Genomic DNA, 25763 nt, shown 5'->3' on the forward strand with positions numbered 1-25763 from the left:
TTGGTCTTCTGGTCCTGCGTGTTTGCGGCCAGCCTGCGATGGGCGCCTGTTCGAGCTGCGGACTGCCGCTATGCGGGCTCCACCTCGGAGCGGGCACGTGCCCCTCGTGCATGCTCACCCGCGGAAATCCCGAGGAGAACGACCTCACCCGGGAGGCGGCCAATCGCCATCAATACTACGAGACCTACGGCGGAGGGCATCAGTATGGCGACGCCCGTTTCTTCAATGAAGGCGACAGGCAGTCGCTGCACCCCGCCGCCGCGGGCTTTGCCGCCACCACCGGGCACTCCGACGACTACGATCCCTTCGAAACATAATGCACCGCCTGCTCTGGGTCACTGAACACTACCCCCCGGTGAAGGGCGGGATGGCCGTAAGTTGTGCCCGCGTGGTGCGAGGCCTGCGCCGGCGCGGGCTTTCGGTGGATCTGCTCGCCCTGAATGGCGCGCACGAGCCCGTCGAAGTGCGTCCCACCGACGGCGGCGCGGATCTCCGGATCCGCCGCGACCGGTCGCCCGAGGTTGCGCCCAACCTCGCCTGGAGCCTCGTGCGCGAACGCCACCTGGCCGATCCTTATTCCGCCATCGTCTCCTTCGGGGCGTCGAAAGCCGGGTTCGTCGGGACCACCTTCGGAGCCTGGTTGGATCTGCCCAGCCTCGTCATGGTGCGCGGCAACGACCTGGACCGCGACTGGTTTTTGCCCCGCCGCGGAGGCTGGGTGCGGGAAGCCCTCTCGCGCGCCACGGCCATCGGCGCGGTCTCCACCGAGAAAGTCGAACGCATCGCCCGCCTCTATCCGGGCAAATGCGTGCTGTGGACCCCGAACGGTGTGGATTCGAAGCGCTGGGAACTGCTGGCCGCGGACGTTCGCCGGCGGGACGAGGTCCGGTCGCTGCTCGACGCCGGGCACCGCCGCATCTGCGGGCTGTTCGGGGAGCTGAAGTTCAAGAAACGGATCCCCTTCTGGCTGGAAGCCGTGCGCGATGCGGGCCTGCTTTCAAGCATCGCGTTGCTGGTGGTAGGGCAGCTCGACGAGGACACCACGCGGATCCTCGACGATCCGGCGATCGCTCCGCGCAGCCTCCGCCTGCCGTTCCTGCCGCAGGCCGAATTGCCTGCGCTCTACTCGGCCTGCGATTTCGTGGCGATCCCCTCAGCCTTTGAAGGCATGCCCAACGTGCTGCTGGAAGCCGCGGCCTGCGGAGCCGTGCCGCTGGTCTCCGACGCCGGCGCCATGCGCGATGTCGTGGAAGACGGCGTCACCGGCTTCGTCTTCCGGGCCGAGAACCGCCAGGCCGCCGGCGAGGCGACGCGGCGAGCGTTGGAACTCTCCAGCGAACAACTGGCCGCAATGTCCGCTGCCGTCCGCGCCCGGATCCGCGATCGCTTCTCTCCGGAGCGCGAGATTGACACCATCCTCGACCTGATTCACCGGGCCGCCCCGTGAACCGGCCGTCCATCCTGTACTGCGCGCCCGGCTCTGGCCTGGGCCATGTCAACCGGGCGCTGGCCGTCTGCCTGGAACTGCAGGAACTCGGCGTCAGCGCCCAGATCGTCACCAACTCGCCCTTCGCGGCCGGCCTCGCGCAACTGGCCCGGTTCCCCATCACCCGCATCCCGGCGGAGCGTTGGCAGGCCGATGTCCGTCACTTCGCCGCCGCGGTCCAACCGGAACTGATGGTCTGCGACACCTTTCCCCGAGGCATGCGCGGCGAATGGAAGGATGGCCTGCCTGTGCCTGCCATCTACATGGCCCGGCGGCTGAATCCTGAAGCCGTGTCCACCTTTCTCGGCGATCCAGGCTGGCCGGACGGGATCGTCCAGGTCATCGCAGCCGAGGAACTGTCCGGCGAACACGACGCTGCCCTGGCCGCGAGCAAGGTGCCGGTGGTACACCTGCCGGGCCGGATCCGACTGCGGCCCGGCTTGCTGCCGACGGAGATTCCTGCGGAGCTGGAGCGCCTCCTCGATACCGGGCGGTGCTGCCTGGTGGTCCACGGCGGGCCCGCCGCGGAAGTGGCTCAGTTGGCCGGCCTGGCGCGAAAACAGGGTCGACCGGTCGCGATCACCCCTTGGGGCGAACGAATGGAGGGCCTGCCGTCTTTCGAATACTACCCGGCCGGCAACCTCATGGCCCGGGCGGCGCACGTGTTCACCGGAGCCGGCTATAACGCGATGGCCGACATGATGTTCCTGAGCGAGGCTCATACCGCGGTGGCGTTTCCCCGGCGGTTCGACGACCAGGCGGCCAGGCTGGCGTCCTGGCGGCAGGCAGTCCAGGACGGAACGCGTGAGGCGGCGCAGGCGATCGCAGCCGTCTTGGCGGCCTAGTTCAGCTTGAGAGTCCCCACCGCGGTCATCCCCGGCCGCACCAGCGTCGACGGGCTGGAGAACTCGACCACCACCTTGCCGTTCTCCACCGACTTCACCGTGGCGGGCAGCCCGTTGCCCGGCAATTCCGCGATCAGTACCACCGCGGGTTGCCCGGCCTTCAGCCGCTTGAAGACGGGCGGCTCCGGCTCCAGCACGAGCTCGAGTTGGGACAGGTCGGTGGCGATGGTGATGAGGTCAGGCATGCCCTTGTGCACCTCTTCGCCCGCTGATTTGCCGATGGAGATGACCAGGCCGTCCGCCGGCGCCAGAAGATCGGCCGAGGACAGGCTCGTCTTCGCCGAGTCAAGATTCTGTATCTTCTCGGCCAGGGTCTTCTTCGCCAGGTCAATGTCCTTGATCACACCCTGCACCCGGTCCTGCAACGTGTTGGAAAGCGACTGCAGGGTGTCGGATTCCTTCTTGGCCGCCTCGTAGTCCTGCTGGGCCTTCTGATAGGTATTCCGCGGCGTCGCGCCTTCCGTATTCAGCATCTGCTGGCGCTGGTAGTTGCGCTCCGCCCGCTGGAATTCGATCCGTGCCCGGGAGGCGTCTGCGGCGGCGCGCGAGTCTTCCAGGCGCGCGGCGATCAACTGGCTCTCCGCTTCGTTCACCTTGGCCTGGGCGCGCTCCACCTCCAGTTCGGCTTCGTGCGCGGTTTCCTTTAAGGTCTCATTGGCCACGCGTCCCAGGATCTGGCCCTCAAATACCTCGTCGCCGGGCTTGACCGGGAACTCCTCGGCGACACCGTCGAGAGGCGCCGCCACCTGCACCAGGTTCACGGCGCGGATCGAGCCGGTAAGGTGAACCTCAGTCCCGGGCGGCAACGCGGGTGCGCTCGCCACCTGGACGGACTTGGCTGGTTTTTGACGCAGGTAGTAGGTGAGAGCGCCGCCGCCGGCTGCCAGGAAGAGAGTCCCGCCGGCGAACAGAAGCCATTTGCCACGCATACTTTATGATAGGCGAGGGTGGCGGGCCAGGCGTAACAGGTGTGGGGTAGGTGCCTTTTGGGGTCGATTTTTGATAAAGTGTGGCTCTTGGGTAGGAGGCCGCATGTCTGCGATTCGCCTTGGCGACGATATTGACGATTACTGCGTCAAGTGCAAAAGGATGACCAATCACTCCATCCTTTCGCTGGTCGATTCAGAACCTGCGAAAGTTCGTTGCCGCACGTGCTATAACGAGGGGCCGTACCGCAGAGGAGAGATTCCTCCGTCGAAGAAAGACCTGAAGAAGGCCGCTCTTTTCAACGAAGTACTCAGCGCAATTCCAGGCGCCACCCCGGAAGCCGAGGACAAGGACAAGAAGCCCAAATAACGGGTCGGGCCTGAAACTACGAAACCTAACTGCCGGAATCGACCGGCGGGTTTCGCATTTCGTTCTTCAGTTCGTCTACCAATTCATCCCTCCTCGGGGAGTCCAGTTCACTCTCCAGCCGGCGCAGGGCCGCTCCCACGACGTCGCGGTGGTGCAGGTTTGAGCCGAAGCCTTCCCTCGAAGTCAGCCGCAGCCAGATCTCGTGCAGGCGGTCGACATCTTCCGGCCAGAGCCGGGGTGGATGGGGGCCCAGGTTGACGTAAGTGGACTGCCGGTCCTGCGCGATGATCTCCAGTGAGAAGGGATGCCGCGGTTCCGGTAACTGCTCCCAGGCCAAGCCGATGCGGCGTGCCAGTTCCTCGCTGGCCATGGTGTGGGATACGCCTGTGACGAGCCTTGACGCCTTTAGGTTCTGGGCCGCCTGGACCATGGCGACAAACGGGTCGGTCGCCGGCACTACCAGCAGGTCGACGGGCTTGCCTTCCTTCTCGGCCAGGGTCACCACGCGGGAGAAGAGCTCCTGTTCGTAGGAGCTGAAGATCTGGTCCTCGGCCAGGCCATACTCACCTGCTCCGGTGGAGATGGGGCGAACCGTGGCCACAACGATGTCGTGCCGGCGCAGGTTGGTCTTCTCCAGGACGCGCCGCAGGTGCTCCATGTTGTACGGGTCGCGGACCGCGACCAGCACGCAGCCAGGACGCGCGTGCATGCTCGTGGTGCCGATTTGAGGCTGGTGATCGAGGTTGAACTCCTCCAGCCCCTTGACGTCCTTGGACTGGCGCCGTTTCGCGTTCAGGTATTCACTCAGGGTGAAGATGATGAACAGGACGATGGTGAAGCTGACACCGTAGATGGTGGCGATCTTCTTGGTGAACAGGTTGGCGATGGCGACCAGGAAGAGGGCCATCGTGGTAACGCCCAGGCCGATTGGGATCTCCAACTTGCCGAAGTGCAGGTTGAAGGGCATCTTGTATTCCTGGTCGTGCCGCTGGAAGCGGAGCGCGAGCACGCCCATCCCCTTCAGGGCAAAGCTCCAAACCACGCCGAAGGCATAGGCTTCCCCCAGCAGGTAGACATCGCCGCGCGAGAAGACGATGGTCGCCAACTGGGCGATGGTGATCATGGCCACGATGCGCGAGGTGGTGCCGTAGGTCTTGTGAGGTTTGCGGAACCAAGGGACCAGCACGCCGTCCTCGGCCACACGGTTCAGCACGCCGTTGGCGCCGATGATCGAAGTATTCACCGCGCCGGACAGGATGAGCGCGCCGACGATCACGACAAAGATGTGGAAGCAGAGCTTCAGGATCTCCGGCCCCGCCAAGCTCATCGCCAGGCCGCCGATGAGGTTGTCGTAGTAGTTCGAGCGCACGGCATCCGGGATGATCATGACGGCGAAGAGCGAGATCAGGCCGGTGGACATCAGCGCGTAGACGCACACGATGTTCGCCGTGATCTTCAGATTCTTCATCTTCGGGTACGCGATTTCCCGGTAGATCTGGGCCAGCGTCTCAAAACCGCTCATGGCGAGCAGCGAGTGGCCGAAGGCGATCAGCATGGCGGCCGCCCAGATGGTGGGCCACACGGTGCCGTGCAGCCAGCCCAGCGAATGGGGCTCGAAGGTGAGATTCTTCAGCGTCGGCGCGGGCGGGAGATGAACGTTGTCCTGGAACAGCAGCGTGATGGGGCACCAGATCAACAGAATGACCACCATCACCGTGGTGATCTGCATGATGCGCAACGCTTTGCTGGAGGACTCGTGGATGCCCTTGACGTTCTGCCACCAGAAGTAGATGGTGACCACCACGCCGAAGCAGGCGGAGAAGTAGTTCGGGTTGACCCTGACCGAGGAGTGGGCGAACTCCGATAGCTCGTTCAGCAGACGCCCCAGGTACTGCCCGGCGGATACTGATGATATTGGTCCGGTTAGGATGTAGTCGACGACCAGGGCGGAGACCGAGAGCTTGGCCATGCGCGGCCCGATGGAGTCGCGTACGACTACGTACACGCCGCCGCGTACGAACATTCCGCAGCTTTCCATGTAGATGCTGCGTACGGCGAAGCCAAAGAACATGACGCCGAGAACAAACCACGGTGCTGACTTGCCGATGGCCTGTTCTGTAATGCCGCCCACGTAGAACATGGTGGAGGCCAAGTCGCTGAGAACGATGGAGGCTCCACGCCAGAAGGAGATGAAGGACAGTGCTACGGTAGTGGCGACTACAACTTTGGTCGTTGCGCCCGGCCGGTCGAAAGTATCAGCCATGGGTAATGAAATCGTGCCCTAGTGAACTATTCTACGATCAAACGGACATGTCCGACCTGTTGAACAGATTATCGGCGGAGGTGGCGACGCGACTACGAGGTGCGGGCCGTCAGGTCTACTACGTGGGTGGCAGCGTGCGGGACGAGCTACTTGGCGTCGAAGTACACGATCGCGATCTTACCACCGATGCCACTCCGGCTGAGTTGAAAATGCTCTTTCCCGGAGCCTTGGAGGTGGGTGCCCACTTCGGTGTGATGCTCATCCGCCGGGATGGTGTGGAAGTCCAGGTGGCTACCTTTCGGACAGAGAGCAGTTACCGGAACGGCCGGCATCCCGAAGAAGTACGGTTTGAGACGGACGTGGTGGCCGACCTGCGCCGGCGCGACTTCACGATCAATGCGCTATTGCGGGATCCGTTCACCGGCGCGATCCTTGATCCGCTGGGTGGAATGGCCGATCTCCGGGCCGGCATCATTCGCGCCATCGGCAATCCGGCCGAGCGGTTCCAGGAAGATCACCTGCGGATGCTGCGGGCCGTGCGCTTCGCGGCGCGCCTGGGCTTCGAAATCGAGGCCGGGACGATGGATGCCATCCGCACGCTGGCTCCGCAGATCAACCGGATCTCCGCCGAGCGGATCCGCGACGAACTGGTAAGGATTCTCACCGAGGGCGGAGCCCGGCGCGGTTTCGAACTGCTGGATTCCAGCGGGCTGCTGCTGGAGATCCTGCCCGAGGTGTCGGCCATGAAAGGCGTCCAGCAACCACCTCAGTTCCATCCGGAAGGAGATGTCTGGATTCATACGCTCGGGTTGCTGGAACGCATGGGCACACCGCCGATCGAGTTGGCGCTGGGCTGTCTGCTGCACGATGTGGGCAAGCCGCCCACTCAGACGTTTGAAGACCGCATCCGGTTCAACGGGCACGACCATGTAGGAGCGGGGATGACCCGCCGGATCCTGTCGCGGCTGCGCTTCCCTTCGGATGTGATTGAGGCGGTTGAGTCGATGGTGGACCAGCACATGAAGTTCAAGGACGCCGGACGGATGGGCGTGAGCGCATTCAAGCGGTTCGTCCGGCAGCCCGGGTTCGATGAACTGCTGCAGTTGCACCGGTTGGACATCCTGGCCAGCGGAGGCGGGTTGCGCAGCTATGACGCGGTGAAGGACCGGTATGAGGCGCTGCCCGAGGAACAACTGCGGCCGCCACCCCTGATTACGGGCCGCGATCTGATCGAACTGGGCTATCAGCCAGGTCCGGCGATGGGCACGATCCTGCGCAGCGTGGAGGAACAGCAGTTGGAGGGTCAACTGCAGAGCAAGGAAGAGGCGATCGCCTACGTCAGACGAGTTTGGGCGCCAGCAGCCACTTGAGGACGCCGCGCGGCCTGGGTCCGGCACTCACCAGATCGATGCGTATCAAGGCGCCTTTTTTGTAGTCGATCTCGAGGGATGGGGCGCCCAGGAGGAACGCGGCCAGCCGCCCGCACAAGGGTTCGTGGGAGGCACACAGGATCTGGGCGTGATCGCGGTGCAGCCGCAGCTCTTCCCACGCAGCCAGTGGATCGGCATCCGGCGTAAGGGCCTGCGTCTGCAGGACATCCCCGGTGTAGTTGAGGGCCTTCACGGCGATCTCCGCCGTCTGCATGGCCCGTTTGTAGGGGCTGGTAAGAATCAGGGTGGGAGCAACGCCCGAAGCGAACGCTCGTTTCAGGGTGGCCTGCAGCTTTTTGCGGCCGTCCAGAGTGAGCGCACGATCGGCATCCCGCTGGCCTGCAGTGGGATCCTCAGCGATCCCGTGGCGAAGGATGTAGATCTGCATCGCGCTGTTCTGAATGTCATTGTGTCACACTGAGTTGCGTCGCACATGAAGCCGGATTTCCAGCGAATCGCATACTGGTGCGCACTTGGGGCGGCCGCCTCCTGTGCCGTCTCGATTGCCGCGTGGCAGGTGCTGTTGGGCGTGTGCCTGGCGGCCATGCTTTTGGGCCGTTTGCCGTGGCGGGTGCCGCGTTACTGGCAGGCCCTGACGGTGTTCGCCGTCTGGACCCTGCTGTCGCTGGCGCTGAGCGACGCTCCGCGGTCCGGCATGCCGCAGGTGAAGAAGTTCTACGCCTGGCTGACCTTGTTTGCCGTCCTTTCCGCCTTGCGGAAGGCGCGGGACGTCTACTGGCTGGCTGTGGCCTGGCTGGCCGGGGGGACGCTTTCGGCGATCGACGGACTGCGGCAGTTCGGGCTGAAGTGGTCGAAGGCGGCGGCGGCCGGCAAGGACTTCTACAGCTCTTATGTGGCTGACCGCATCACCGGGTTCAACAGCCATTGGATGACCTTCAGCGGGCAGATGATGATCGTCCTGCTGCTGTGCCTGGCGCTGTGGTTTTGGGGCCGTCCCGAGAAACGGCTGCGATGGGCCTTCGCCGTGTGCCTGCCGTTGGTTGCATTGGCCTTGGTGCTGGCCTTCACTCGAGGCATGTGGATCGCCACGGGTGTAGGGGCGCTCTACCTGCTGTGGTGCTGGAAGCGGTGGACGGTGGCCCTCGTGCCGGTGCTGGCACTGGCGGCGTTCCTGCTGGGGCCGGCCGCGTTGAAGGATCGTGTGATGTCGCTGGTGAAGCCACATGGCCAGATGGACTCCAACGACCACCGGGTGTATGTGTTCCGGACCGGGCTGGAGATGATCAAGGCGCATCCCTGGTTTGGCTTGGGTCCGCAGCGGGTAGGGCCTCATTTCCGGGAATACATTCCGGCTGACTTGCCCAAGACGCTGCCCGACGGCTACTACGAGCACCTGCACAACATCTACATCCACTTCGCCGCCGAGCGCGGGTTGCCCGCGATGTTCGCGGTTATCTTCTTTTTCGCCGCCACCTTGTGGGACTGGCTGCGCCAGCTGGGCCGCGGTGCGGGGGAGGCGGAATGGGTGTTGCGCGGCGGCGTAGCCATCCTGATTGGTGTCCTGGTGGCCGGTTGCTTCGAGTACAACCTGGGCGATAGCGAGATCCTCGGCATGACCCTGGCGGCGGTCGGCGCGGTGAGCGGGGTGGCCCGGTCGTCGTCGAATTCCTGACAACGGTATCCTGATCAATAGGGGACAACCCCAAGGAATTCATGTCAGAGCCTCATATTCTTGTGATCGGCGGCGGAGCGGTGGGCCTGGCCTCGGCTGTCCGCATCCTGCAACGGATGCCGGACGCCCAGCTGACCCTGCTGGAGAAAGAAGAGGGCGTCGGCCGTCACCAGACCGGCAATAACTCAGGCGTCATGCACTGCGGCCTGGCCTACCGGCCCGGCACCGCCAAGGCGCGGCTGGCCGTGCGCGGCATCCGCCAGTTGACTGAGTATTGCCAGGAGAAGTCGATCCGGCACGACGTCTGCGGCAAGCTGGTGGTGGCTTCGAAACAGGAGCAGATTCCGCGGCTGCACAACCTGCTGGAGCGGGGCACGGCCAACGGCCTGCGCGGCCTGGAGATTCTGGATCCGCCGCGCATGCGCGAACTGGAGCCGCACGTCGGCGGGCTGGCCGGGTTGCGGGTGCCGGAAGAAGGAATCGTCGACTACCCGCTGGTGTGCGAGACGCTGGCGGCCGACATCCAGGCGCGCGGCGGCTCAGTCGAATGCGGCGCCGGTGTGCGCGGATTGACGTATCGGGGCGGGGAATGGATCGCGCAAACCGGCCGCGGCGAGTTCAAGGGCGGCTACATCGTCAGTTGCGCCGGGTTGCAGGCGGATCGCGTGGCGAAGCTGGCCGGTGAGCGGCCTGAAGTGAAGATTGTGCCCTTTCGCGGCGACTACTATAAGCTCAAGCCGGAGAAGGAGTACCTGGTCCGCAACCTGATCTATCCGGTGGCGGATCCGGCGTTCCCGTTCCTGGGTGTGCACTTTACGCGCATGATTGCGGGCGGGATCGAGGCCGGGCCGAATGCCGTTCTCTCGCTGAAGCGCGAGGGTTATACCCGGACTTCGTTTGACCTGCGCGATGCGGCGGACGCCCTGTCGTTCATCGGCCTGTGGCGCTTCCTGGGTAAGCACTTCCGGATGTGCACGGCCGAGGTGCGCCGGTCGTTCAGCAAACAGCTCTTCTGCGCTTCGCTGCAAACACTGGTGCCGGAAGTTCAGCCGGACGATCTGGTGGAGGCGGGCGCCGGGGTCCGGGCGCAAGCCATGAAGCCGGAGGGATCACTGGTAGAGGACTTCGAGATCATCGCGCGGCAGAACGCGGTGCACGTGTTGAATGCCCCGAGCCCTGCCGCTACCGCCAGCCTGGCCATTGGCGAAGAGGTGGCCGACCGGTTGTGCACCGTGGTGCGCGGGGGATAGCCCGGGGAAGGGCCACCCCCCCTGCGATGGCTTAGCCCTTCTTCGCCAGTTGGCTGGCGAGCAGGGCGACCAAGGCCTCAGAGGCGGTGGCATTCGCGCCGCCGCCACCCACCAGGACATCCGGGGTCAAGCGGACGCCCTTGTCGGCCAGGGCCGTGAAGATCTGCAGCAGGCCGTAGTACTCACCCATCGCTTCGACACCCTTGCGGGCCGCCTCGGCGCGAGCAAGACCGACGGCCTGAATGGCCGTGGCTTCGTTGGAACCCTTAATGGCCAGGATCTCGGCTTCGGCCGTACCGCGGCGGCGGATGGCTTCGGCCTCGCCGTTGGCGCGGGTCGACATAGCAGTCGAATCGCCTTCGGCCTGGCGGATATTGGCCTGCGCCTTGCGCTGGGCGATGAGGATGTTCTGTTCTTCGTTCACGAGTTCGCGCTGCTTCTCGGCCAGCGCCTTCTCGGCCTCGAGGGTCTTGCGGGTCTCCTGGGCCAGGCGTTCGGCGTCGTAGGTCTTCTTCTGTTCCTCGGCGATCTTGCGTGCGATCAACGGCTCCATCAGGGACGGCGGCGGCGTGATGTCGCCGATGAGGCTATCCACGCTCTGCACGTCGTACTCGGAGATGGCGCGGCTGATGTGCTCGCGGGCCTCTTTCTGGCGATCGGAGCGGGCCGACAGGAAGTCGAGGACCGTATAGTTCTGGGCGCTGTTGCGGAAGTAGTTTCCGACCAGCGGCTCCAGCACCTGGTTGACGAGATTGCGGACGGAACCCACACGGCTGATCACCCAGGGCGCTTTGGTGGCGCCGATGTTGATGATCTGGCTGACGTCGAGGTTGAAGGTGAAACCGTCACGCGAGCGCACGGTGATGGTGGAGAGCTTTTCGTCCAGTTTGTGCGCCTCGCTGCGGGCGTTGGCCCAGTTCAGCACGATGTTGGTGGTCGGCACCAGTTCGATGCGCAGACACTCCATGTTCAGCGGGTGCTTGCCGGGGTAGAGGGGTTCTGACCAGACGCCCTTGCCGCCACGGGGCACGATGTTGCCGTGCGTGAACGATTCGCCCGAGATGTCCTTTTCGTCGCTGCCGACGAAGCTGACCACGACGCCGACGTAGCCGATGGGGACCTCGAAGAGGTCAGCCAACTTCACATCGACAAACCAGGGATTCAGGTTGAACTGGCCGGCCATGATGATCTGTTCCTGCAGGCCGCGGTGGCCGCCGGCCTGGATGAACGCATCCGGGTCCTGGAAGTTCGCATGTCCTTCCACAATGGGGGCAGCCATCTGCCCCTTGGGCATCGGCGCGCCGTCCATGACGGTGACGATCGCCACCTTGTCCGGAGGGATGTTGGTCAGGTCGCTCTTGAACACGTCGAACAGGACGAGGTTGATGCGATACATGCCGGCTGTCAGCACGGCGGCTTGTTTGCCCTTCTGCCCGCCGTTGCGGAGGAAGGCTTCGGCGTCCTGGAAGTTGTCGCAGGAGACCTTGCGGGCGAGGATGCGGTCCATCGGGAGCAGATGGCCGTCCTTGGCCAGAACCATGCCGATCTTGCCGGATTCAATGGTAAGAATAGGGCGCTTGTCGATGCGGTACATCCAGGGCCAGTACCAGAAGTGGAGTCCAGGGGCGAGGGTGCGGGCCTGATAGCCGGCTTCGCCTTCCAGGGCAACGATGCGGCCCTGCGGCAGATCCTTCGAGCCGAACTTCTTCACGATGTGGCCGACCTGGTCTTCCCGGATCAGCACCCATCCGAGGAGAAACTTGCTGAGTACCACAACGCTGACGATGATCAGCGCTGCCAAGAGATACGGAACATACGCGGACATACTAACTCCTTGTACAAACTGGACATCAAGACTCAATTGGGGTATTCCTTGCGCTACGCGGGCCGGACGGCTGCGTTCTATGGCAAGGTTTCGAGGTGGGTCATCTGCTAGGTGGACCAGCCTGTTGGGGCTGACCTCCATCAGCAATATACTCCCAGATCGCCCTGTTTGTTCCCGAAATCGGACAGGAATCGGAAGGTAGGTGGGGCCGCTACTTTGCGCGCTGGAGGAAGGCGGCTACGGGCAGGACGAGGAAGCTGGCCACCCAGACGTAGAACGCGGGGAGTACGCGGACGATGGCGGTTTTCGTTACGCCGCCTTCATCTCCGGGCAGTTCCCGGCCCAGGTCGTTGAAGACGGTGCAGGCGGCGGCGACGGCGAGAAGGCAGGCGATGGCCGCGGGTACCGGCTTGCGCATCAGAGTGAAGGCCAAGCCTAGGAAATAGAGGGGATTGGCGTACCAGCCCAGGACGCCAGCAAAGACTCCAGACCAGCCCACGGCCAGAGCTCGAAGACCCAGCATGATGTCGTCGGGCGTACCGCTTTTGCGAAAAGTGAGGGCAGGAAGACAACAAGCGATACCGTACAGGACCAGACTCACCAGTAAGCCGCTCTTCATTTTGGGTATTGTAGCCGAGAGGGCCGGTTGGCCGAGAGCGAAATGTACGCCTTGGTCCAGGAACAGGGCGTCGGTGTGTTGCGTATCGACAAGCAGCACTGAAAGGACTACCGTACCTGATGCCATTCTTCGAATCCCCGTTTACCCGCCGCACCCTGCTGCTGGGGGGCTGCGCCGCGGCTGTGTTGCTACTGGCTACTCCGTTCGTCGCCCGAGCCTTTGTGGTGCCGGGCGCTTCCATGGAATCCACGATTCTCGTGGGTGACCACCTGATTGTCGGGCGGCTGCACTCTCCGCCAAGGCTGGGTGACCTGGTCTCGTTCCACCCGCCACAGAGTCCGGAACAGAGCTTCATCAAGCGCGTTGCCGGTTTGCCCGGCGACCGGCTTCACTTTGTGAACAAGGTACTCTTCCGCAACGGCGAGGCGGTGAACGAGCCTTATGTGCAGCACAGCACATCCTTCGTCGACCCATACCGGGACAACTTCCCCTCCGAGCCGAACTTCCCGCTGCCCGATTCAGGGAAGAAGATGCTGGCGGAGCATCTCGTGAACGGGGAGATCGTGGTTCCGGCCGGCTGCTATTTCGTGTTGGGCGACAACAGAGACAACTCGCTCGACAGCCGGTATTGGGGGTTTGTCTCCGAGACGGCGCTGCAGGGGACGCCGCTGATGGTGTACTGGTCGAAGGATCCTAACGGCGGCACGCGCTGGTCGCGAACCTTCCAACCGCTAAAATAACCGCCTGCCGGTCAGATGAGCAGGCCGGCCAACGCAAGCAGGGCTGCGGCCGTGGAGGCGCCCCACCTGCCTGTGTAAGGGAGAAGGGCCAGTCCGGCCGCCAGGACGACGGCGGCGACAATGAGTTCGACACCCAGGACATGGGCGCTGGCGGACTGCAGGAGGCGAATGCCGGCGAACACTCCGGTGACCAGGGCTCCCACCGCCACGGCCGCCCATTTTCCGTTGATCCGCCACAGGCAGGCTGCCGAGGCTGCGACCTGCATGCTGAACGGGAAGAACAGACGGCGGTCGCCAGTCCAATGGAACAGGGCCAGCCAGAAGAGTCCGCCGGCAGCGGCCTGCAGCATCGCCCAGCCGCCGGATTCCCTGGTGCGCAACGTCACAACCAGAATGGCGGCCATCAGGGCCCACGGCCAGCCGCCCAAAAATGCAGCGGAGGTCAGCAGGGCCACGGCGGCAAGATTTGACGGGAGCGTGCCCTGGAAGGGTTCCCCTTGGGCCGGCAGTTCGATTGAAAGGGCCATCCGACCTATGATTCCCAGGCGAGGCCGGTGGATGGATTAAATGTTGAGTCCCGAGCTCTGGTAGGCTCCAGGGGATGGGCCATCGATTGCAGTTCCGGCAGCTGAAGGGTAGTTGGGCGGTTTGCCGGCTGGGTGCCGAGGACGCGATTCCGGATTGGGCGGGGCGTGGGCCGTTTGTTTCCATCACGCGAACTCCCGAGGAGTTGTCGGTGGTCTGCCCGGCGGATCAGGCGCCGGATGGGATCCGCGCTCAAGCTGGTTGGGCGTGCCTGCAACTGGCGGGGCCTTTCGATTTCGCACTGACCGGGATCCTGGCGTCATTTCTGCAGCCCCTGGCGGAGGCGGCGGTGCCGATCTTCGCGCTGTCGACCTTCGACACCGATTGGGTGCTGATCCCGGAGCCGCATCTGGCGCGGGCGCTGGACGCGCTACGCGCCGCCGGACATGACCTGATCGTTTAGCGGCCGGCGGGCGGCGCCAGCCAGACGTGGACTGGTTCGTCGCGGTCGCAGGTCAGTTGTCCATCCTTCAATTTCAGTTCGGCCATCTGCAGGAGCGTGTGGCGGCCGGAGTTGGGCACGGAGGGATCCGCGTCGGCCCCGCTCTGATGCGTGAAGTAGATGATGTAGGCCCGGTCTCCGCTGACGACGACATCGGCATGCTGGCCTTTTTCGCGGTCTGTCGGCAGCTTGCCGCCGTCACGCAGGATAGGTTCCGCCTGGGCCGTCCACTTGTTGGTATCCGGCGACGAGTAGACCGCGATGCCCTTCCACATGTCGGTGATCATCCAGTAGCGGCCCTGCCAGAGGAAGACTTTGGCGCCTTCGCCGGCACGGTCGTCGACGGCGACGCCGCCCGGGTTCCACTGGTTCAGGTCCGGGCTGTCGGCGTAGTAGATATGGCTCTTGTCCCGTTCGTTCTTGTACCAGAGCCGCCACTGGCCGTTCTTCAGCCGGATGACGGTGGCGTCGATCACGCGGTCTGACGCCAGGGGCAGTTTGACGCCATGGCTCCAGTGCAGCAGGTCGGTGCTGGTGAGATGGACGATGTCGCGCGGCGCGTTCCAGTCGGGAAACGTGCCCGGTACCACGGAGAGGAACATGTGATAGACCTTGCCGTCGTCAATGACATCGGGCGCCCAGAGCGAGTAATCCGGCTTGCCGTAGTCGATGTCGGCCACGCCGCGGTACTTCCAACTCGCTCCGTTGTCGATGGATTCCGCGATGCCGATGCGGGTGCCATGCACCCAGGCCACGCCCGGCAGATCGGGCACGTTGGCGCGACGGTTGGTGTAGAGCATGAACCAGCGCTTCTCGGCGCGGTTCCAGACGAGCACGGAATCGGCGGCGCCGTCGTGGACGGGGTCGCGGAAGAGTGGCTTGGCGGCGATCTTGCCCTGTTGCGCTTTCACTGGCGTAGTGAGGCAGCAGGCGGCGCCCAGCACCAGCAACAGGGACTTCGTGAGACGAGGAAACAGCAGTGCGTTCACGCCGACTATCGTACTCCGTCCCGTTGGACGGTCTCGCGGGCGGCGGCGCGAAGGGGCGAAACTGGAAGGATGCACGGATTCGCTCTGTTCCTTGGCGTCGCGATGCTCGCACAGGTCCCTGTATCGGCCCAGCAGCCCCTGTTCTCCTTTGGGGCGATCGCGGATGTGCAGTATGCCGACAAGGATGACGCGATCGGCCGGCAGTATCGCGTGTCGACGGCGAAGTTGGCGGCGTGCGCGAACCTGTTGAATCGGGAGAGGCTGGAGTTTGTGGTGCACCTCGGCGACCTGATCGATGAGGGCGCGGGCAACCTGGAGGTGATTCGGAAGGTCTATGGGCAGATCCAGGCGCCGCGGTATTACGTGCTGGGCAACCATGACTTCACGGCCGGGCGCTCCACGTTGATGTCCGTCCTGGGACTGAACAGGCCTTACTACGACTTCTCAGTAAAGGGATGGACCTTCGTTGTCCTGGATGGCATGAACGAGAGCGTGGCGGGCGGCTGGCCGGAGGCGGATCCGCATGCGCAGGCCGGGCGGGCCACATTGGATGCCTTGAAGAAAGCCGGCCTTTCCAACGCCCAGTCCTGGAATGGAGCCGTGGGTCCGGCACAGAGGAGATGGCTGCAGGAGACGCTTGCCCGCGCAGCCGGTCAGGGCAACCGCGTCATCGTCTTCAGTCACTTCCCGGTGCTGGCCGCCTCGTGCCGGCCGGAGCACCTGCTGTGGGATCACGAGGAGGTCCTGCGGATTCTCGAAGCCAGCTCCGCCACAGCAGCCTACCTGAACGGACACGACCATAAGGGCGGGGCGGCGTTGCATTCGGGCATCCCCTACGTCACGTTGCCCGGCATGGTGGAGCATGCGGTGAACGAGAGTTGCCAGGTGGTGGACGTGTATCCGGACGGGCTGGTGGTCCGCCAGGCGGGCGCGGGATCGGGCCGCTCCTTCCCGTTGCGCTAGACGAGCGAGTATTGGAGGTGCTCGCCCCGGCCGATGCGGACCGCGTCGGCGACCTCATAGATTAGGATGATCCCGTCGTCTCCGAGTCCGGTGCGCGCGACGCGGTTCAGCAGTTCCACCACATCATCGGCACGTTCGTGGGAAACGAGCATCTCCAGGCGCACTCTTGGGGTACTGGCCCGATATTCGGCTCCGCGGTAGAAGGCCCGGGGCCCGTCGGGGCCGCCGTGGTCCATGATCTGGGACATCATCACACCCACGATGCCCTGTTGCTCCAGCGCCGCCTGGACGTCGTCGAGCCTGGCCGGATGGATGTTCGCCTCGATCTTCAGCATGAGTTGGAATTGCCTCCCAACCCGAGACTATTCTGAACTCCGTAAGGAAGTCATGACCGGGGCATAAAGAGAGCATAAAGCCGCCGCTGGGGCCGCCGGGCGGGAAAATTCCTACAATCCGTCCGCAGCCGCCGGAGACTACACTGAAGCCATCAAGGCCGAATCCGTCTGGGAAAGAGAGTCACCATGAGCGAGCAGCCCGTGCAGCAGAACGTTGTCATCAAAGACGTCCGCCCATACCTCCGCCTGCGGCGCGCGGCGGAGGCGATTGATTTCTATATCAGGGCGTTTGGAGCGGAGGAGGTCCTGCGGCTGACCGAGCCGGGGGGCCGCATCGGCCATGCCGAGATCAGGATCGGACCGGCGACTGTCTACCTGGCCGACGAGTATCCTGAGTTCGGCATTCGCGGACCCGAGTCGCTGGGCGGAGCGACGAGTGCCCTCCAGTTGGATGTCGATCAGGTCGACGCCCTGGTGGAGCGGGCCAGCCAGGCGGGCGCGACCATTGTGCGGCCGCCCGGGGATGAGTTCTACGGGCAGCGCGCCGCTGTTGTGCGCGATCCCTTTGGACATGAGTGGATGTTCGCCCAAACGATTGAGGCCGTTTCGCCGGAGGAGATGCAGCGCCGCTTCGAAGCGCTGCTCGAGTAGTCCGCGGTACACTGCGCTGTCAGGCAAAATACGTCCGCCCTGTAACCTTTCGATAGCAGAACGCGCATCCTGTTAGTGTGCGATGGGATCCGGTCCTGGTTCGGTCCTCGGCAGCGCGATGGATCGGGCCAGTCAGGGGATGCCCGCGCAGGTATGCATTTCGAAACAGCTCATACCAATCGAGAAGGGAATATTAAATTGCAGAACAGACCTACTCAAGGGACCGGACGGCGGACCTTTCTCCAGACCGCAACGGCCGGTGTTGCGCTCGCCGGCTCAGTCAACGCAGGGCCTGGGACAGGCGTCGCGCGCGCTCTTACTGAGAAGGAAAAGCTCGCACGGCTGGCCTCCAACACCTGGCCGCTTAGAACTCTCTTCAAATCCCGGCCCACGTCCCGGCCGGTTGGTCCGGAGGTGGAAGCCTTCCGGAAGAAATACGGGCAGATCACGATGCTCGACTTCCCGCAGTTCACGAAGGACACGTTCCCCGGCGTCTGGCACATGGATCTGTGGTCGTCGCTGTTTGGCGATGTCACGGACCAGAGCATGTACGTCGGCTCCACGGTGATGATGGGCGAGAACAAGCGCACCGTCTACGAGTTCGACCCCTCTACGCCGTCGTCCAAGAAGTGGCTCACCACGCTGGCGGGCAAGATGGCCGCGGGCGGTGTGCTTTGCCACCACATCTCCAACAATGCCCCGCGCGACATCTGCGATCTCGATCCCGAGAAGCGCAAAGCCGGCATCGACGTGGCGAAGAAGTGGCTGGATGGCGCGGCCATTCTCGGCGCCAAGACGATGCGTGTCAATACCGGCGGGCCGCGGATCGCGCCCAGCGCCGTGGCCACGTCCGACTACCCGCGCAACGACGAAGTGGTGAAGTACCTCAGCAACGCGATTGAGTCCTTCAAGGAGATGGCCGACTACGGGCAGAAGGTCGGCGTCAAGGTCACCATCGAGAACCACTGGGGCCTCAGCGCCAATCCGCTGCACGTGCGGATCATCCTCGACGAAGTGAATCATCCCTTCTGCGAAGCCTCGCCGGACTTCTGCAACTGGGAGCACGAGTACATGCTGTATCACGCGCTGGACGATCTTGCTCCTTACGCGCACTCCACGGTGCATGCCAAGACCTGGAGCCGCTGGAAGGAAGTGGATGTGCAACGGTGTGTGCGCATCATGACAGCCAACAAGTTCCAGGGGATCTTCGCGCTTGAGTACGAAGAGGGTCCGTGGGATGGCGTCGACGGCGCCCGCTACCTGATGAAGGAAGTACTGGCCGCCCTCTAGTAGTTGGACTTCACAAATGCCGGCAGGCGCAATCCGTCTGCCGGCATTTGTGCGTCTGGTGGACTTACGGCCGCACAGGCGGCAGGGTACTGGACCCGCTGGTATTCAGACACGAGGGATGGCCGAAGCCGCTGGCGCTGTTGCCCGTGCCGCCATTGGGATTGGCGGTGATGTCGAAGATGATGTTGTCGGGATGCGTGGGATCGGCGTTGAACAGGCTGGCCGGTCCGGGTACGGCGGGCACGGCTCCGTTCACCGCCATGTGGTCGAGTTTGAGGAGGTTGCGCACCCTCCACGCGATGTTGTGGTCGGCGCACGAGGTGTCTCCGCTGACGCCGACGCCGCCGATGATCCTGTGACCCTCGGCATAGAGGGCCAGTCCTCCGCCGAACACGTTCACGCCGCCGATCGTGTTGCCCACCATGGGGTCGTTGGACGTGCCATTCTTGGAAGCCGGGCCTTTGTAAGCGACGGAGGTGTCCACCGGGTTGCTGTGTTGCAGGCCATACAGGCTGCCACCCGGTTGCACGGCGGAGTAGAGGTTGGCCGTGGAGAGAGCCAGGCCGCCCACTTGCCCCGAGCCGTTGTCGTTCGACGACGCGTCGAGGCTGAAGGCGTTCGCGGCATTCGCCTTTTGCGCCGAGATGACACGGCTGCCGGGCCACTGCGCGCCGCGATTTTCTCCCGAGAAGGCCACGGCGCAGACCACGCCGTCGCGGTTCACGAGGGTGGCCCACATCTGATTGTTGAGGCCGCTGGTTTCAGTGGCCGTGGCGGAGGCCAGCGCGCTCTTCAACTCCGCATAGCCCGGCAGACGCGAGCACTCGGAGTTGTTGTTGCCATTGCCGGGAGAGTCGTCGAACGCAGCTCCCATGGCAATGAAAGAAAAGGTGAAAAGCAGGCAGAGTGTCAGGCTCTTTGCCGGACCCCAGGGTCGAATCATGTTCGTCCTCCGAAACGAGATCTCTCCTGGCTACCGATGTCTTCGGATGCCAGGGACGTTCATGACCGGGCCTCCCTCCGCTGGCTTTGTTCCGCTCTTTGCCTGGCGGTTCGAAAGCCCCCGGAGCCAATTGAATATAACTCAATACAGATAATCTGGGAAGAGAATCTTCTGTTCGCGGCCGTCGTCTATTCGCCGTTGCGCAGGTCCTTTAGCGGCTGGGGCGTGTAGGAAATCGAGCTGAAGCGTACCTCGCAGCCGTGCCCCATGGGCGATTGCACCAGGAAGCCGGCCTGCAGCGGCAGCGGCGCCAGGCCGAACGCCCGGACAAACTGCCACGGCCCTTCCGCGCTGGTGGCGTAGTGAAAGGCGTAGCCTCGTCCGATGCGGGCCACGCGCAGGAATACGCGATTACCGTCGATCACCACGGAATTGCAGTCGTCCGAAGCGCCGCAGGTGACTACCGACACCACCATGGGCTGGCGTTGGGGCGAGTACTCGAAACAGAGCTTTGCCCAGTTCGAATCGTCCTGGTGGAGCAGCAGGACGCCGGCATCGAAGGTGCCTTCGAACTGGACCTCCACGCAGGCGCTGAGCATGAACTCCGCGTCCGGTTGGAACAGCAGCATGGCCGCATCCAGTTTGCGGGCGTCGCCGATTGGATCCAGGAACAGATCGGTGCCCGGTTGAGCCTGTCCTTGCAGTACATCCTCACTGGCCGTCCAAACATTGGGCACCGTGGAGTGAAGCGCCGCAGGCAGGCCCGGGAGCAGAATGGGTTCTTCGGTCAAAGTCATCACCTCGTATTCAGGTTGCGGAAGCGGCTAGCGCGCTGTCCAGCCGCCATCGATCAACATCGTATGCCCGGTAATCATGGAGGCCGCGCCTGAGGCCAGGAAGACGACAGCGCCGGCCACCTCCATGGGTTCGCCAATGCGGTGCAGCGCGGCGATGCGTTCGACGACATCGGCCCGGAAGGCGTCGTCGGCCAGGACTTCCGCATTGCCGGGTGTCGCGATGAACGTGGGCGCCACGGCGTTGACGCGAATCCCGTGTTTGCCCCACTCCACCGCCAGGCATCTGGTCATGTGCACCAGCGCGGCTTTCGTCATGCAGTAGACGGAAACTCCAGGCAGGGCCACGAAACCGGCCTGCGAGCTGAGCGTCACGATCGAGCCGCCCTGCTGCCGCATCATCACCTGGGCGGCTGCCTGGCTGGCGAAGAAGGCGCTCTTTACGTTCAGGGAGAACTGCCGGTCGTACTCCGCCTCGGTCACGGCTTCAGCCGGATTCACCTCGGCCATGCCCACGTTGTTGACCAGGATGTCCAGGCGGCCGAATTGCGCGGCGGCGGACTCCACTGCCTGGTGAATCTGTTGCAGCGACGACACATCCATCTGGAGCCGCAGGGCCTTGCGGCCCATTGCTTCGATCTCCTCCGCCAAGCCTCCGTCGGACGAGGCATCGCGCAGGCCGAGGGCGACGTCGGCTCCGGCATGTGCCAGGGCCAGTGAAATGGCCCGGCCCAGGCCGCGCGCGGCGCCTGTCACCAGGGCGGTCCGGCCCGTCAGATCGAATCGTGGATACTCAGCCATCCCGACCAGCTTACCCGCTCCCGCATCCTGCCGGCCTGGGGTGATAGACAATGGAGCATTCGCCATGAATTTCTCCACGCCGACAGAGACCACTCCACGAATCGCGCTTGTGACCGGAGCCGGCAGCGGCATTGGGCGGGCCTGCGCCCTGGCGCTGCAATCCGCCGGCTATTCCGTGGTGCTGGCGGGCCGGCGCGAGGCGGCACTGCAGGAGACCGCGGGGCTTGCCACGCCTGGAGGCGGCAGTATGCTGGCGGTGCCCACGGACGTCGGCAAGCCGGAGTCCGTCCAGGCGCTGTTCGCGGCCATTCGCAGCCACTTTGGACGCCTGGACCTGCTCTTCAACAATGCCGGCGCCAATGCTCCGGGCATCCCCATGGAGGAGTTGTCGTTTGAGCAGTGGAACGCGGTGGTGGCTGTGAATCTTACGGGCCCGTTCCTGTGTGCCCAGCAGGCCATCCGGCTGATGAAGGAGCAGGAGCCGCGGGGCGGCCGCATTATCAACAACGGCTCGATCTCGGCGCACGCACCGCGGCCGGGTTCCGCGCCTTACACCGCGACGAAACATGCGATCACGGGCCTGACGAAGTGCATCTCTCTGGATGGCCGCGAGTACGACATTGCCTGCGGCCAGATCGACATCGGGAATGCGGCGACGGAGATGACGCAGCGGATGACTTCCGGGGTGCGGCAGGCCAATGGATCGACCATGGTGGAGCCTCGCATGGATGTGAGGCATGTTGCCGACGCTATCCTCTACATGGCCGGACTGCCGTTGGATGCCAATGTCCAGTTCCTGACTGTCATGGCCACGACCATGCCGTTCATCGGGCGCGGCTAGGCACTTTCTTCAAAAACTCGTTCCCTGGGCCCCGAACCCGTGTCTGACCGAGCAATCCCGGACGCATGCACACCGCACGGCCGGTACTGGACACAAGGGGATTCAACAAATGAAACCATGGATCGCGCTCTGTCAGGATACGTTTGCCCGCTCACTGAAGCGTGGCACTTTTTTGCTTGCCGTCCTTTCGGCGGCCGTCTGCGCCCAGGCGCAAACACCGGTTACTCTCTTCGGCGCATTGTCCAATTTCGATGTGCTCAACGACACGAAAGAGCCGGCCTATGGGTTCGAAATCGAGCTCCATGGCGTCTCCAGTGTTGGCGGGACCTTCAATTGGAATCGCTTTGGCGCGGCCAACATTGTGCCGTTCCAGGGCGGCGTTTATGTTCGTTACCTGTCCGGCTATGATCCGGCGACGAAGCAGTACCTGACCGCGACACCGGCGGCTGTCGACTTCACCCCGACCAACGGCCATCAGTGTGTCCTGGGCACGCTGAACTACCAGACCAGCGGCTGTGAGCACTTCGGCGTGTGGACGTACCAGAATCCGACCGCGACCTACTATTACTGGCTGGTGGCGGATCCAGCCAACCCGGGCACGTTGAAGCGCTATGGTTCACCGGTTTCCATTCCCGCGCCAGTTTGGACTGTAATCCAACCCGCCAAGCCGGCTGATCCCGTGCAGGTCGCCGCCGACATCGTGGCGCCCATCCAGCCCGTTGCCGCTTTCCAGTATGGCGATGCGCAGTGGATGAAAGTGTACAAAACCGAACACAAGCGCAAGGTCGGGCTCGACGAGCTCGTCACCGACAACGCTGTCGTTCCGGAGGATCCGGCCCAGGTGGAAACCTCCTGGTATCTGGTGCAGGCCAAGATCGGAGGCAAGGGCAAACGCAATCAGAAGCGCAACCAAGGAGCCCTGGGCGGCGGTTCCCAGGCAGTGGTTCGCCGCTATGAGTTCTACAAGTTTGCGGGCACCTACGATGCCATCACGCACGAAGCGATCTGCGCGGACGCGCTCTGCAACGTGCCGGCCGATGCCGAAGTGGGCAATTACATCGGGGCCCAGATGGCTGCCGCGGATCTCGATGGCCCCGCAGTGGTCGATCTGACCGTCGCCACCGCAGGCAGCGGCCTGGTCACCGGCAACGTCGGGTCCATCAAGTGTCCGGGCGTCTGCTCTGCCTCGCTGAACACCGGCACTTCCGTTACTCTCACTGCTGCCGCCGCCAAAGGCGTCGTGTTCGCCGGGTGGGGAGGCGCCTGCCAGGGCACAGCGCTCACCTGCACGTTCACTATGAATGCGGCGACCTCGGTGACCGCCTCCTTTAAGTCCTCGTTTACGCTTTCAGTGAACCGGGCCGGTAAGGGCGTAGTGACGAGTGCTCCGGCCGGTATCGACTGCGGCGGGCGCGGCAGCTGCTCCAACACCTTCCCGCAGGATGCCCAGGTGACGCTGACGGCGGTACCCGATCCCGGCTCGGCCTGGACTGGGTGGGGCGGCGCCTGCTCCGGCACCGCGCTCACCTGCACCGTCAGTATGACCAAGGCCACTTCCGTCCAGGCCAACTTCCGTTAGCTGTTCAGGGATTCGGGCATCGGCCCGAGCCGCTCTCCACCAAACCGCGCGCCCGGAGCGAACTTCCGCCCCGGGCGCACTTTCGTTGGCGAATCAATCCCGTTTGAAGAAGATCGCGCCCCAGTTTGAGCCGACCTCCACGCTCAGGCGGCCACCCTGGGCCGTCACGGTGTGGCCGCTGATTAGGTCCGTCCAGGGGCCTGCGTCCGGGACCTCGAAGGAGACCCATTGCGTGTACTGGGCAAAGTTCAAGGCTATATAGAACCGTTCCAGATGCCCCTGGCCGTCGTCGCCCCACCGGTGATAGACCACCAGGTTGCCGGCGCGGTCGAGGCCGAAGCCGTGCTCATTGCGCTGGGTATTCGATTCGTCCCAGTTGTTGGGGTAGAAGTTGGTGCTGCGCAGGCCGGGATGCGCGTTCCGGATGCTCATCATCTGCTGGTAGCGGGCGAAGAGGGTGGGGCCCGGTTCGGCGTCACGCAGCAGCCAGTTTAAAGGGCGCGGGACGACACGGCCATCGCCGTCCTCGGGCATGTCGTTGTCGAGCCCGAACTCCTGCCCGTTGTAGATGAGCGTCGCTCCGGGGCTGGTGAAGAGAGCGATGATGTACGGCTGGGTCAGGTACCAGAAGTCGCGCCCACCGGCTTTCAACATGAAGCGGCGATGGTCGTGATTCTCGATGTAGATCGTCGGTGTGTGATCCGTGCCGAAATCGCGATGTGCGTCCAGCAGGCGCATTAGGCCGGGGTCCACCTGGGGACGGCCTTCGGGCCGGTTGCCGAGGTAGTCCATATTTCGGCTGCGGAACGGGTCGAGCCAGCAACTGGTGGCGCCCACTTTGTTGGTGACGTCGATGGCCTCGAAGTCCCAACTGTGTTCCAGGATCAGGGCGAAGTTTTTGTTGTCAGTGTCCACGCAGTGGGCGCGGATATCCGAGAGCAGCTTGGGCAGGCCATGCGCGCGGTCGTCGGCCTTGTAGATGCCCAGCGTGTTGTCCAGGCGGATGCCGTCGATCTGGAACTTGTCCATCCAGTAGAAGCAGACATCGCGGATGTACTCATACGTGCATTGGTTGGCGTAGTCCAGATCCTGGAAATAGCTGTGGTCGGCGAAGTTGCCGACATAAGGCGAATCGGCGGGTTCCTGGTAGAGCCAGTAGTAGGGGAAGCCGCGATCGGGCGGGGAAGCGTCGGCGTGATTGAAGACGCCGTCCATGATGACGTGGATGTCGCGCTTGTGGCACTCGTTGATGAGCCGCTTCAAGTGGACGAGTTTGTCCAATTCGGTGTCCGGGTTCAGGGTGTACTTGTGGGCCACCGAGAAGTACTGCACCGGGTTGTAGCCCCAGCTGAAGTCCTGTGTCGTATCCACCGGGTAGGTCCAGGCGGTCCACGGCATGAACTCGATGGCGTTGATGCCCAGGGCTACGAGGTCATCGAGTTTCCGGGCGATGGTCTGCAGCGGGGCCTCGTCCGATCTCTTCAGGTTTGCCGTGAAGTCATCGATCATCAGTTCGTAGAGGATGAGGTCGCCGTAGGGGCGGCGCGGACTGGCCAGCGGCTGGACCGTAGCCACGGAACCGCCCACCACGAAGGCGGAATTCTGATTCTCGGTGCCGCCGTACCGGGAACACGGATCGGTGATCTGGCGCGGCGCCGCTTCCGTGAAGTGCAGCAGGTATTTGTACTCGTAGAAGCCGTCGGGCAACGGCGCCGAGACGAAGGTGTACACGATGCCCTTCACCGTGGCGGTTTGGGGATCCGTGTAGTTCGACGGGCTCATCCGGACGGGGTGGTCAGGATCCCAGATGCGAGTCAGCGGGTTCTGGAAACCGCCGATCACGAACACATCGGTCAGGCCTGGCGAGCCGCCGCTGGTGTACTGGTCGGGGTCCAGCGTGTTGTCGGGTACAAAGAGCTTAAACGTGACGGTTTTGTCGTTCTGGTCGACAATGGCGCCAAACTGCTCATACATTCGAGGGTCCTCCGAGGGTAGGGTGGCCGCAGTGCAGCCTCAGCCTGGGCGTTGGGCACGACAGAACATTCTCCCCTGGCTGCACGCGTAGCTGTTGCTCCGCCTGGTCCTGCCTCTTGTTTGCGGGCA

General features: G+C 63.8%; 26 protein-coding genes. 14 read left to right on the top strand and 12 right to left on the bottom strand.

From position 1 onward, the window contains the following. Positions 1 to 110: 110 nt before the first annotated feature. From IRI77_RS33885 to IRI77_RS33895, 3 genes are read left to right on the top strand one after another with little or no spacing between them, the layout of a single operon-like run. Entirely contained in the window at positions 111 to 317 is a 207-nt protein-coding gene (locus IRI77_RS33885; RefSeq protein WP_194449353.1) for a hypothetical protein, read from the top strand. Next, positions 317 to 1447: a glycosyltransferase family 4 protein gene (locus tag IRI77_RS33890; RefSeq protein WP_194449354.1), complete on the top strand. Its 1131-nt coding sequence runs from the start codon at positions 317 to 319 to the stop codon at positions 1445 to 1447. The genes IRI77_RS33885 and IRI77_RS33890 overlap by 1 nt, the downstream gene beginning before the upstream one ends. Next, positions 1444 to 2331, top strand: a complete 888-nt coding sequence (locus IRI77_RS33895) for a hypothetical protein (protein ID WP_194449355.1) — start codon at positions 1444 to 1446, stop codon at positions 2329 to 2331. The genes IRI77_RS33890 and IRI77_RS33895 overlap by 4 nt, the downstream gene beginning before the upstream one ends. Here the strand turns inward: IRI77_RS33895 and IRI77_RS33900 are convergent. After that, positions 2328 to 3320 carry an HlyD family secretion protein gene (locus tag IRI77_RS33900; RefSeq protein ID WP_194449356.1) on the bottom strand — a complete coding sequence of 331 codons (993 nt, stop codon included), beginning with the start codon at positions 3318 to 3320 and terminating at the stop codon, positions 2328 to 2330. The genes IRI77_RS33895 and IRI77_RS33900 overlap by 4 nt on opposite strands. A 103-nt stretch (positions 3321 to 3423) precedes the next feature. On the opposite strand from IRI77_RS33900, the gene IRI77_RS33905 reads away from it, so the two are divergent. Further along, positions 3424 to 3687 carry a hypothetical protein gene (locus IRI77_RS33905; RefSeq protein WP_194449357.1) on the top strand — a complete coding sequence of 88 codons (264 nt, stop codon included), beginning with the start codon at positions 3424 to 3426 and terminating at the stop codon, positions 3685 to 3687. 25 nt (positions 3688 to 3712) lie between these two features. Here IRI77_RS33905 and IRI77_RS33910 read toward each other — a convergent pair whose 3' ends face one another. Further along, positions 3713 to 5950 carry an APC family permease gene (locus IRI77_RS33910; protein WP_194449358.1) on the bottom strand — a complete coding sequence of 746 codons (2238 nt, stop codon included), beginning with the start codon at positions 5948 to 5950 and terminating at the stop codon, positions 3713 to 3715. 47 nt (positions 5951 to 5997) lie between these two features. Here IRI77_RS33910 and IRI77_RS33915 point away from each other — a divergent pair, with 47 nt between their 5' ends. Then, on the top strand, positions 5998 to 7320 hold the full coding sequence (locus IRI77_RS33915) for a CCA tRNA nucleotidyltransferase (RefSeq protein WP_194449359.1): 1323 nt from the start codon (positions 5998 to 6000) through the stop codon (positions 7318 to 7320). Here the strand turns inward: IRI77_RS33915 and IRI77_RS33920 are convergent. Beyond that, positions 7289 to 7768, bottom strand: a complete 480-nt coding sequence (locus tag IRI77_RS33920; RefSeq protein WP_194449360.1) for a SixA phosphatase family protein — start codon at positions 7766 to 7768, stop codon at positions 7289 to 7291. The two genes, IRI77_RS33915 and IRI77_RS33920, sit on opposite strands and share 32 nt — an antisense overlap. A gap of 45 nt (positions 7769 to 7813) precedes the next feature. On the opposite strand from IRI77_RS33920, the gene IRI77_RS33925 reads away from it, so the two are divergent. Together IRI77_RS33925 and lhgO are read left to right on the top strand one after the other, a co-directional pair. Continuing rightward, the gene (locus tag IRI77_RS33925) at positions 7814 to 9013 is read left to right on the top strand and encodes an O-antigen ligase family protein (protein WP_194449361.1); all 1200 of its coding nucleotides are present in this window, start codon (positions 7814 to 7816) and stop codon (positions 9011 to 9013) included. 41 nt (positions 9014 to 9054) lie between these two features. Beyond that, positions 9055 to 10263, top strand: a complete 1209-nt coding sequence (lhgO, locus tag IRI77_RS33930; RefSeq protein WP_194449362.1) for an L-2-hydroxyglutarate oxidase — start codon at positions 9055 to 9057, stop codon at positions 10261 to 10263. A gap of 31 nt (positions 10264 to 10294) precedes the next feature. Here the strand turns inward: lhgO and IRI77_RS33935 are convergent, their stop codons facing one another. Both IRI77_RS33935 and IRI77_RS33940 read right to left on the bottom strand, forming a co-directional pair. Further along, positions 10295 to 12088: an SPFH domain-containing protein gene (locus IRI77_RS33935; RefSeq protein ID WP_194449363.1), complete on the bottom strand. Its 1794-nt coding sequence runs from the start codon at positions 12086 to 12088 to the stop codon at positions 10295 to 10297. Positions 12089 to 12299: 211 nt separating this feature from the next. Next, the gene (locus IRI77_RS33940) at positions 12300 to 12833 is read right to left on the bottom strand and encodes a hypothetical protein (protein WP_194449364.1); all 534 of its coding nucleotides are present in this window, start codon (positions 12831 to 12833) and stop codon (positions 12300 to 12302) included. Here IRI77_RS33940 and lepB point away from each other — a divergent pair. Further along, positions 12827 to 13447 (top strand): signal peptidase I, encoded by a 621-nt coding sequence (lepB, locus tag IRI77_RS33945; RefSeq protein WP_194449365.1) that lies wholly within the window; start codon positions 12827 to 12829, stop codon positions 13445 to 13447. The two genes, IRI77_RS33940 and lepB, sit on opposite strands and share 7 nt — an antisense overlap. Before the next feature lie 11 nt (positions 13448 to 13458). Here the strand turns inward: lepB and IRI77_RS33950 are convergent, their stop codons facing one another. Continuing rightward, on the bottom strand, positions 13459 to 13974 hold the full coding sequence (locus IRI77_RS33950) for a hypothetical protein (RefSeq protein ID WP_194449366.1): 516 nt from the start codon (positions 13972 to 13974) through the stop codon (positions 13459 to 13461). 86 nt (positions 13975 to 14060) lie between these two features. Here IRI77_RS33950 and IRI77_RS33955 point away from each other — a divergent pair, with 86 nt between their 5' ends. Further along, positions 14061 to 14435, top strand: coding sequence for an ACT domain-containing protein (locus tag IRI77_RS33955; protein WP_228486459.1), 375 nt, complete (start codon positions 14061 to 14063; stop codon positions 14433 to 14435). Here IRI77_RS33955 and IRI77_RS33960 read toward each other — a convergent pair. Beyond that, on the bottom strand, positions 14432 to 15463 hold the full coding sequence (locus tag IRI77_RS33960) for a glycoside hydrolase family protein (protein ID WP_228486460.1): 1032 nt from the start codon (positions 15461 to 15463) through the stop codon (positions 14432 to 14434). The two genes, IRI77_RS33955 and IRI77_RS33960, sit on opposite strands and share 4 nt — an antisense overlap. Positions 15464 to 15532: 69 nt before the next feature. Between IRI77_RS33960 and IRI77_RS33965 the strand changes: the two genes are divergently transcribed. Beyond that, positions 15533 to 16426 (top strand): metallophosphoesterase, encoded by an 894-nt coding sequence (locus tag IRI77_RS33965; RefSeq protein WP_194449368.1) that lies wholly within the window; start codon positions 15533 to 15535, stop codon positions 16424 to 16426. Here the strand turns inward: IRI77_RS33965 and IRI77_RS33970 are convergent. Further along, positions 16423 to 16761: a P-II family nitrogen regulator gene (locus IRI77_RS33970; protein ID WP_194449369.1), complete on the bottom strand. Its 339-nt coding sequence runs from the start codon at positions 16759 to 16761 to the stop codon at positions 16423 to 16425. The two genes, IRI77_RS33965 and IRI77_RS33970, sit on opposite strands and share 4 nt — an antisense overlap. A 186-nt stretch (positions 16762 to 16947) precedes the next feature. Between IRI77_RS33970 and IRI77_RS33975 the strand changes: the two genes are divergently transcribed. After that, complete coding sequence (locus tag IRI77_RS33975; protein WP_194449370.1) at positions 16948 to 17412, top strand: VOC family protein; 465 nt, start codon at positions 16948 to 16950, stop codon at positions 17410 to 17412. A gap of 198 nt (positions 17413 to 17610) precedes the next feature. After that, positions 17611 to 18702 (top strand): sugar phosphate isomerase/epimerase family protein, encoded by a 1092-nt coding sequence (locus IRI77_RS33980; protein ID WP_228486461.1) that lies wholly within the window; start codon positions 17611 to 17613, stop codon positions 18700 to 18702. Positions 18703 to 18766: 64 nt separating this feature from the next. Here IRI77_RS33980 and IRI77_RS33985 read toward each other — a convergent pair whose 3' ends face one another. From IRI77_RS33985 to IRI77_RS33995, 3 genes are all read right to left on the bottom strand, one after another. Then, positions 18767 to 19576: a GlcG/HbpS family heme-binding protein gene (locus IRI77_RS33985; RefSeq protein WP_194453900.1), complete on the bottom strand. Its 810-nt coding sequence runs from the start codon at positions 19574 to 19576 to the stop codon at positions 18767 to 18769. 257 nt (positions 19577 to 19833) lie between these two features. Next, on the bottom strand, positions 19834 to 20442 hold the full coding sequence (locus tag IRI77_RS33990; RefSeq protein WP_228486463.1) for a DUF1349 domain-containing protein: 609 nt from the start codon (positions 20440 to 20442) through the stop codon (positions 19834 to 19836). Positions 20443 to 20469: 27 nt separating this feature from the next. Continuing rightward, a complete protein-coding gene (locus IRI77_RS33995; RefSeq protein ID WP_228486464.1) occupies positions 20470 to 21306 on the bottom strand; it encodes an SDR family NAD(P)-dependent oxidoreductase in 837 nt (278 codons plus the stop codon). Here IRI77_RS33995 and IRI77_RS34000 point away from each other — a divergent pair. Both IRI77_RS34000 and IRI77_RS34005 read left to right on the top strand, forming a co-directional pair. After that, a complete protein-coding gene (locus IRI77_RS34000; protein ID WP_194449372.1) occupies positions 21305 to 22081 on the top strand; it encodes an SDR family oxidoreductase in 777 nt (258 codons plus the stop codon). The genes IRI77_RS33995 and IRI77_RS34000 overlap by 2 nt on opposite strands. A 109-nt stretch (positions 22082 to 22190) precedes the next feature. Beyond that, positions 22191 to 23660 carry an InlB B-repeat-containing protein gene (locus IRI77_RS34005; protein ID WP_194449373.1) on the top strand — a complete coding sequence of 490 codons (1470 nt, stop codon included), beginning with the start codon at positions 22191 to 22193 and terminating at the stop codon, positions 23658 to 23660. Positions 23661 to 23753: 93 nt separating this feature from the next. Here the strand turns inward: IRI77_RS34005 and IRI77_RS34010 are convergent, their stop codons facing one another. Further along, positions 23754 to 25634, bottom strand: a complete 1881-nt coding sequence (locus IRI77_RS34010) for an alpha-amylase family glycosyl hydrolase (protein WP_194449374.1) — start codon at positions 25632 to 25634, stop codon at positions 23754 to 23756. Positions 25635 to 25763: the final 129 nt, after the last annotated feature.

Origin of the sequence: Paludibaculum fermentans (assembly GCF_015277775.1) — a bacterium.
In the GTDB taxonomy this organism is placed as follows: Bacteria; Acidobacteriota; Terriglobia; order Bryobacterales; family Bryobacteraceae; genus Paludibaculum; species Paludibaculum fermentans.

Coding starts and splice junctions, on each gene's coding strand:
- IRI77_RS33885 (WP_194449353.1), top strand. CDS start 111: ATGCTCACCCGCGGAAATCCCGAGGAGAACGACCTCACCCGGGAGGCG.
- IRI77_RS33890 (WP_194449354.1), top strand. CDS start 317: ATGCACCGCCTGCTCTGGGTCACTGAACACTACCCCCCGGTGAAGGGC.
- IRI77_RS33900 (WP_194449356.1), bottom strand. CDS start 3,320: ATGCGTGGCAAATGGCTTCTGTTCGCCGGCGGGACTCTCTTCCTGGCA.
- IRI77_RS33905 (WP_194449357.1), top strand. CDS start 3,424: ATGTCTGCGATTCGCCTTGGCGACGATATTGACGATTACTGCGTCAAG.
- IRI77_RS33910 (WP_194449358.1), bottom strand. CDS start 5,950: ATGGCTGATACTTTCGACCGGCCGGGCGCAACGACCAAAGTTGTAGTC.
- IRI77_RS33915 (WP_194449359.1), top strand. CDS start 5,998: ATGTCCGACCTGTTGAACAGATTATCGGCGGAGGTGGCGACGCGACTA.
- IRI77_RS33920 (WP_194449360.1), bottom strand. CDS start 7,768: ATGCAGATCTACATCCTTCGCCACGGGATCGCTGAGGATCCCACTGCA.
- IRI77_RS33925 (WP_194449361.1), top strand. CDS start 7,814: ATGAAGCCGGATTTCCAGCGAATCGCATACTGGTGCGCACTTGGGGCG.
- lhgO (WP_194449362.1), top strand. CDS start 9,055: ATGTCAGAGCCTCATATTCTTGTGATCGGCGGCGGAGCGGTGGGCCTG.
- IRI77_RS33935 (WP_194449363.1), bottom strand. CDS start 12,088: ATGTCCGCGTATGTTCCGTATCTCTTGGCAGCGCTGATCATCGTCAGC.
- lepB (WP_194449365.1), top strand. CDS start 12,827: ATGCCATTCTTCGAATCCCCGTTTACCCGCCGCACCCTGCTGCTGGGG.
- IRI77_RS33940 (WP_194449364.1), bottom strand. CDS start 12,833: ATGGCATCAGGTACGGTAGTCCTTTCAGTGCTGCTTGTCGATACGCAA.
- IRI77_RS33950 (WP_194449366.1), bottom strand. CDS start 13,974: ATGGCCCTTTCAATCGAACTGCCGGCCCAAGGGGAACCCTTCCAGGGC.
- IRI77_RS33965 (WP_194449368.1), top strand. CDS start 15,533: ATGCACGGATTCGCTCTGTTCCTTGGCGTCGCGATGCTCGCACAGGTC.
- IRI77_RS33970 (WP_194449369.1), bottom strand. CDS start 16,761: ATGCTGAAGATCGAGGCGAACATCCATCCGGCCAGGCTCGACGACGTC.
- IRI77_RS33975 (WP_194449370.1), top strand. CDS start 16,948: ATGAGCGAGCAGCCCGTGCAGCAGAACGTTGTCATCAAAGACGTCCGC.
- IRI77_RS33985 (WP_194453900.1), bottom strand. CDS start 19,576: ATGGGAGCTGCGTTCGACGACTCTCCCGGCAATGGCAACAACAACTCC.
- IRI77_RS33990 (WP_228486463.1), bottom strand. CDS start 20,442: ATGACTTTGACCGAAGAACCCATTCTGCTCCCGGGCCTGCCTGCGGCG.
- IRI77_RS34000 (WP_194449372.1), top strand. CDS start 21,305: ATGAATTTCTCCACGCCGACAGAGACCACTCCACGAATCGCGCTTGTG.
- IRI77_RS33995 (WP_228486464.1), bottom strand. CDS start 21,306: ATGGCGAATGCTCCATTGTCTATCACCCCAGGCCGGCAGGATGCGGGA.
- IRI77_RS34005 (WP_194449373.1), top strand. CDS start 22,191: ATGAAACCATGGATCGCGCTCTGTCAGGATACGTTTGCCCGCTCACTG.
- IRI77_RS34010 (WP_194449374.1), bottom strand. CDS start 25,634: ATGTATGAGCAGTTTGGCGCCATTGTCGACCAGAACGACAAAACCGTC.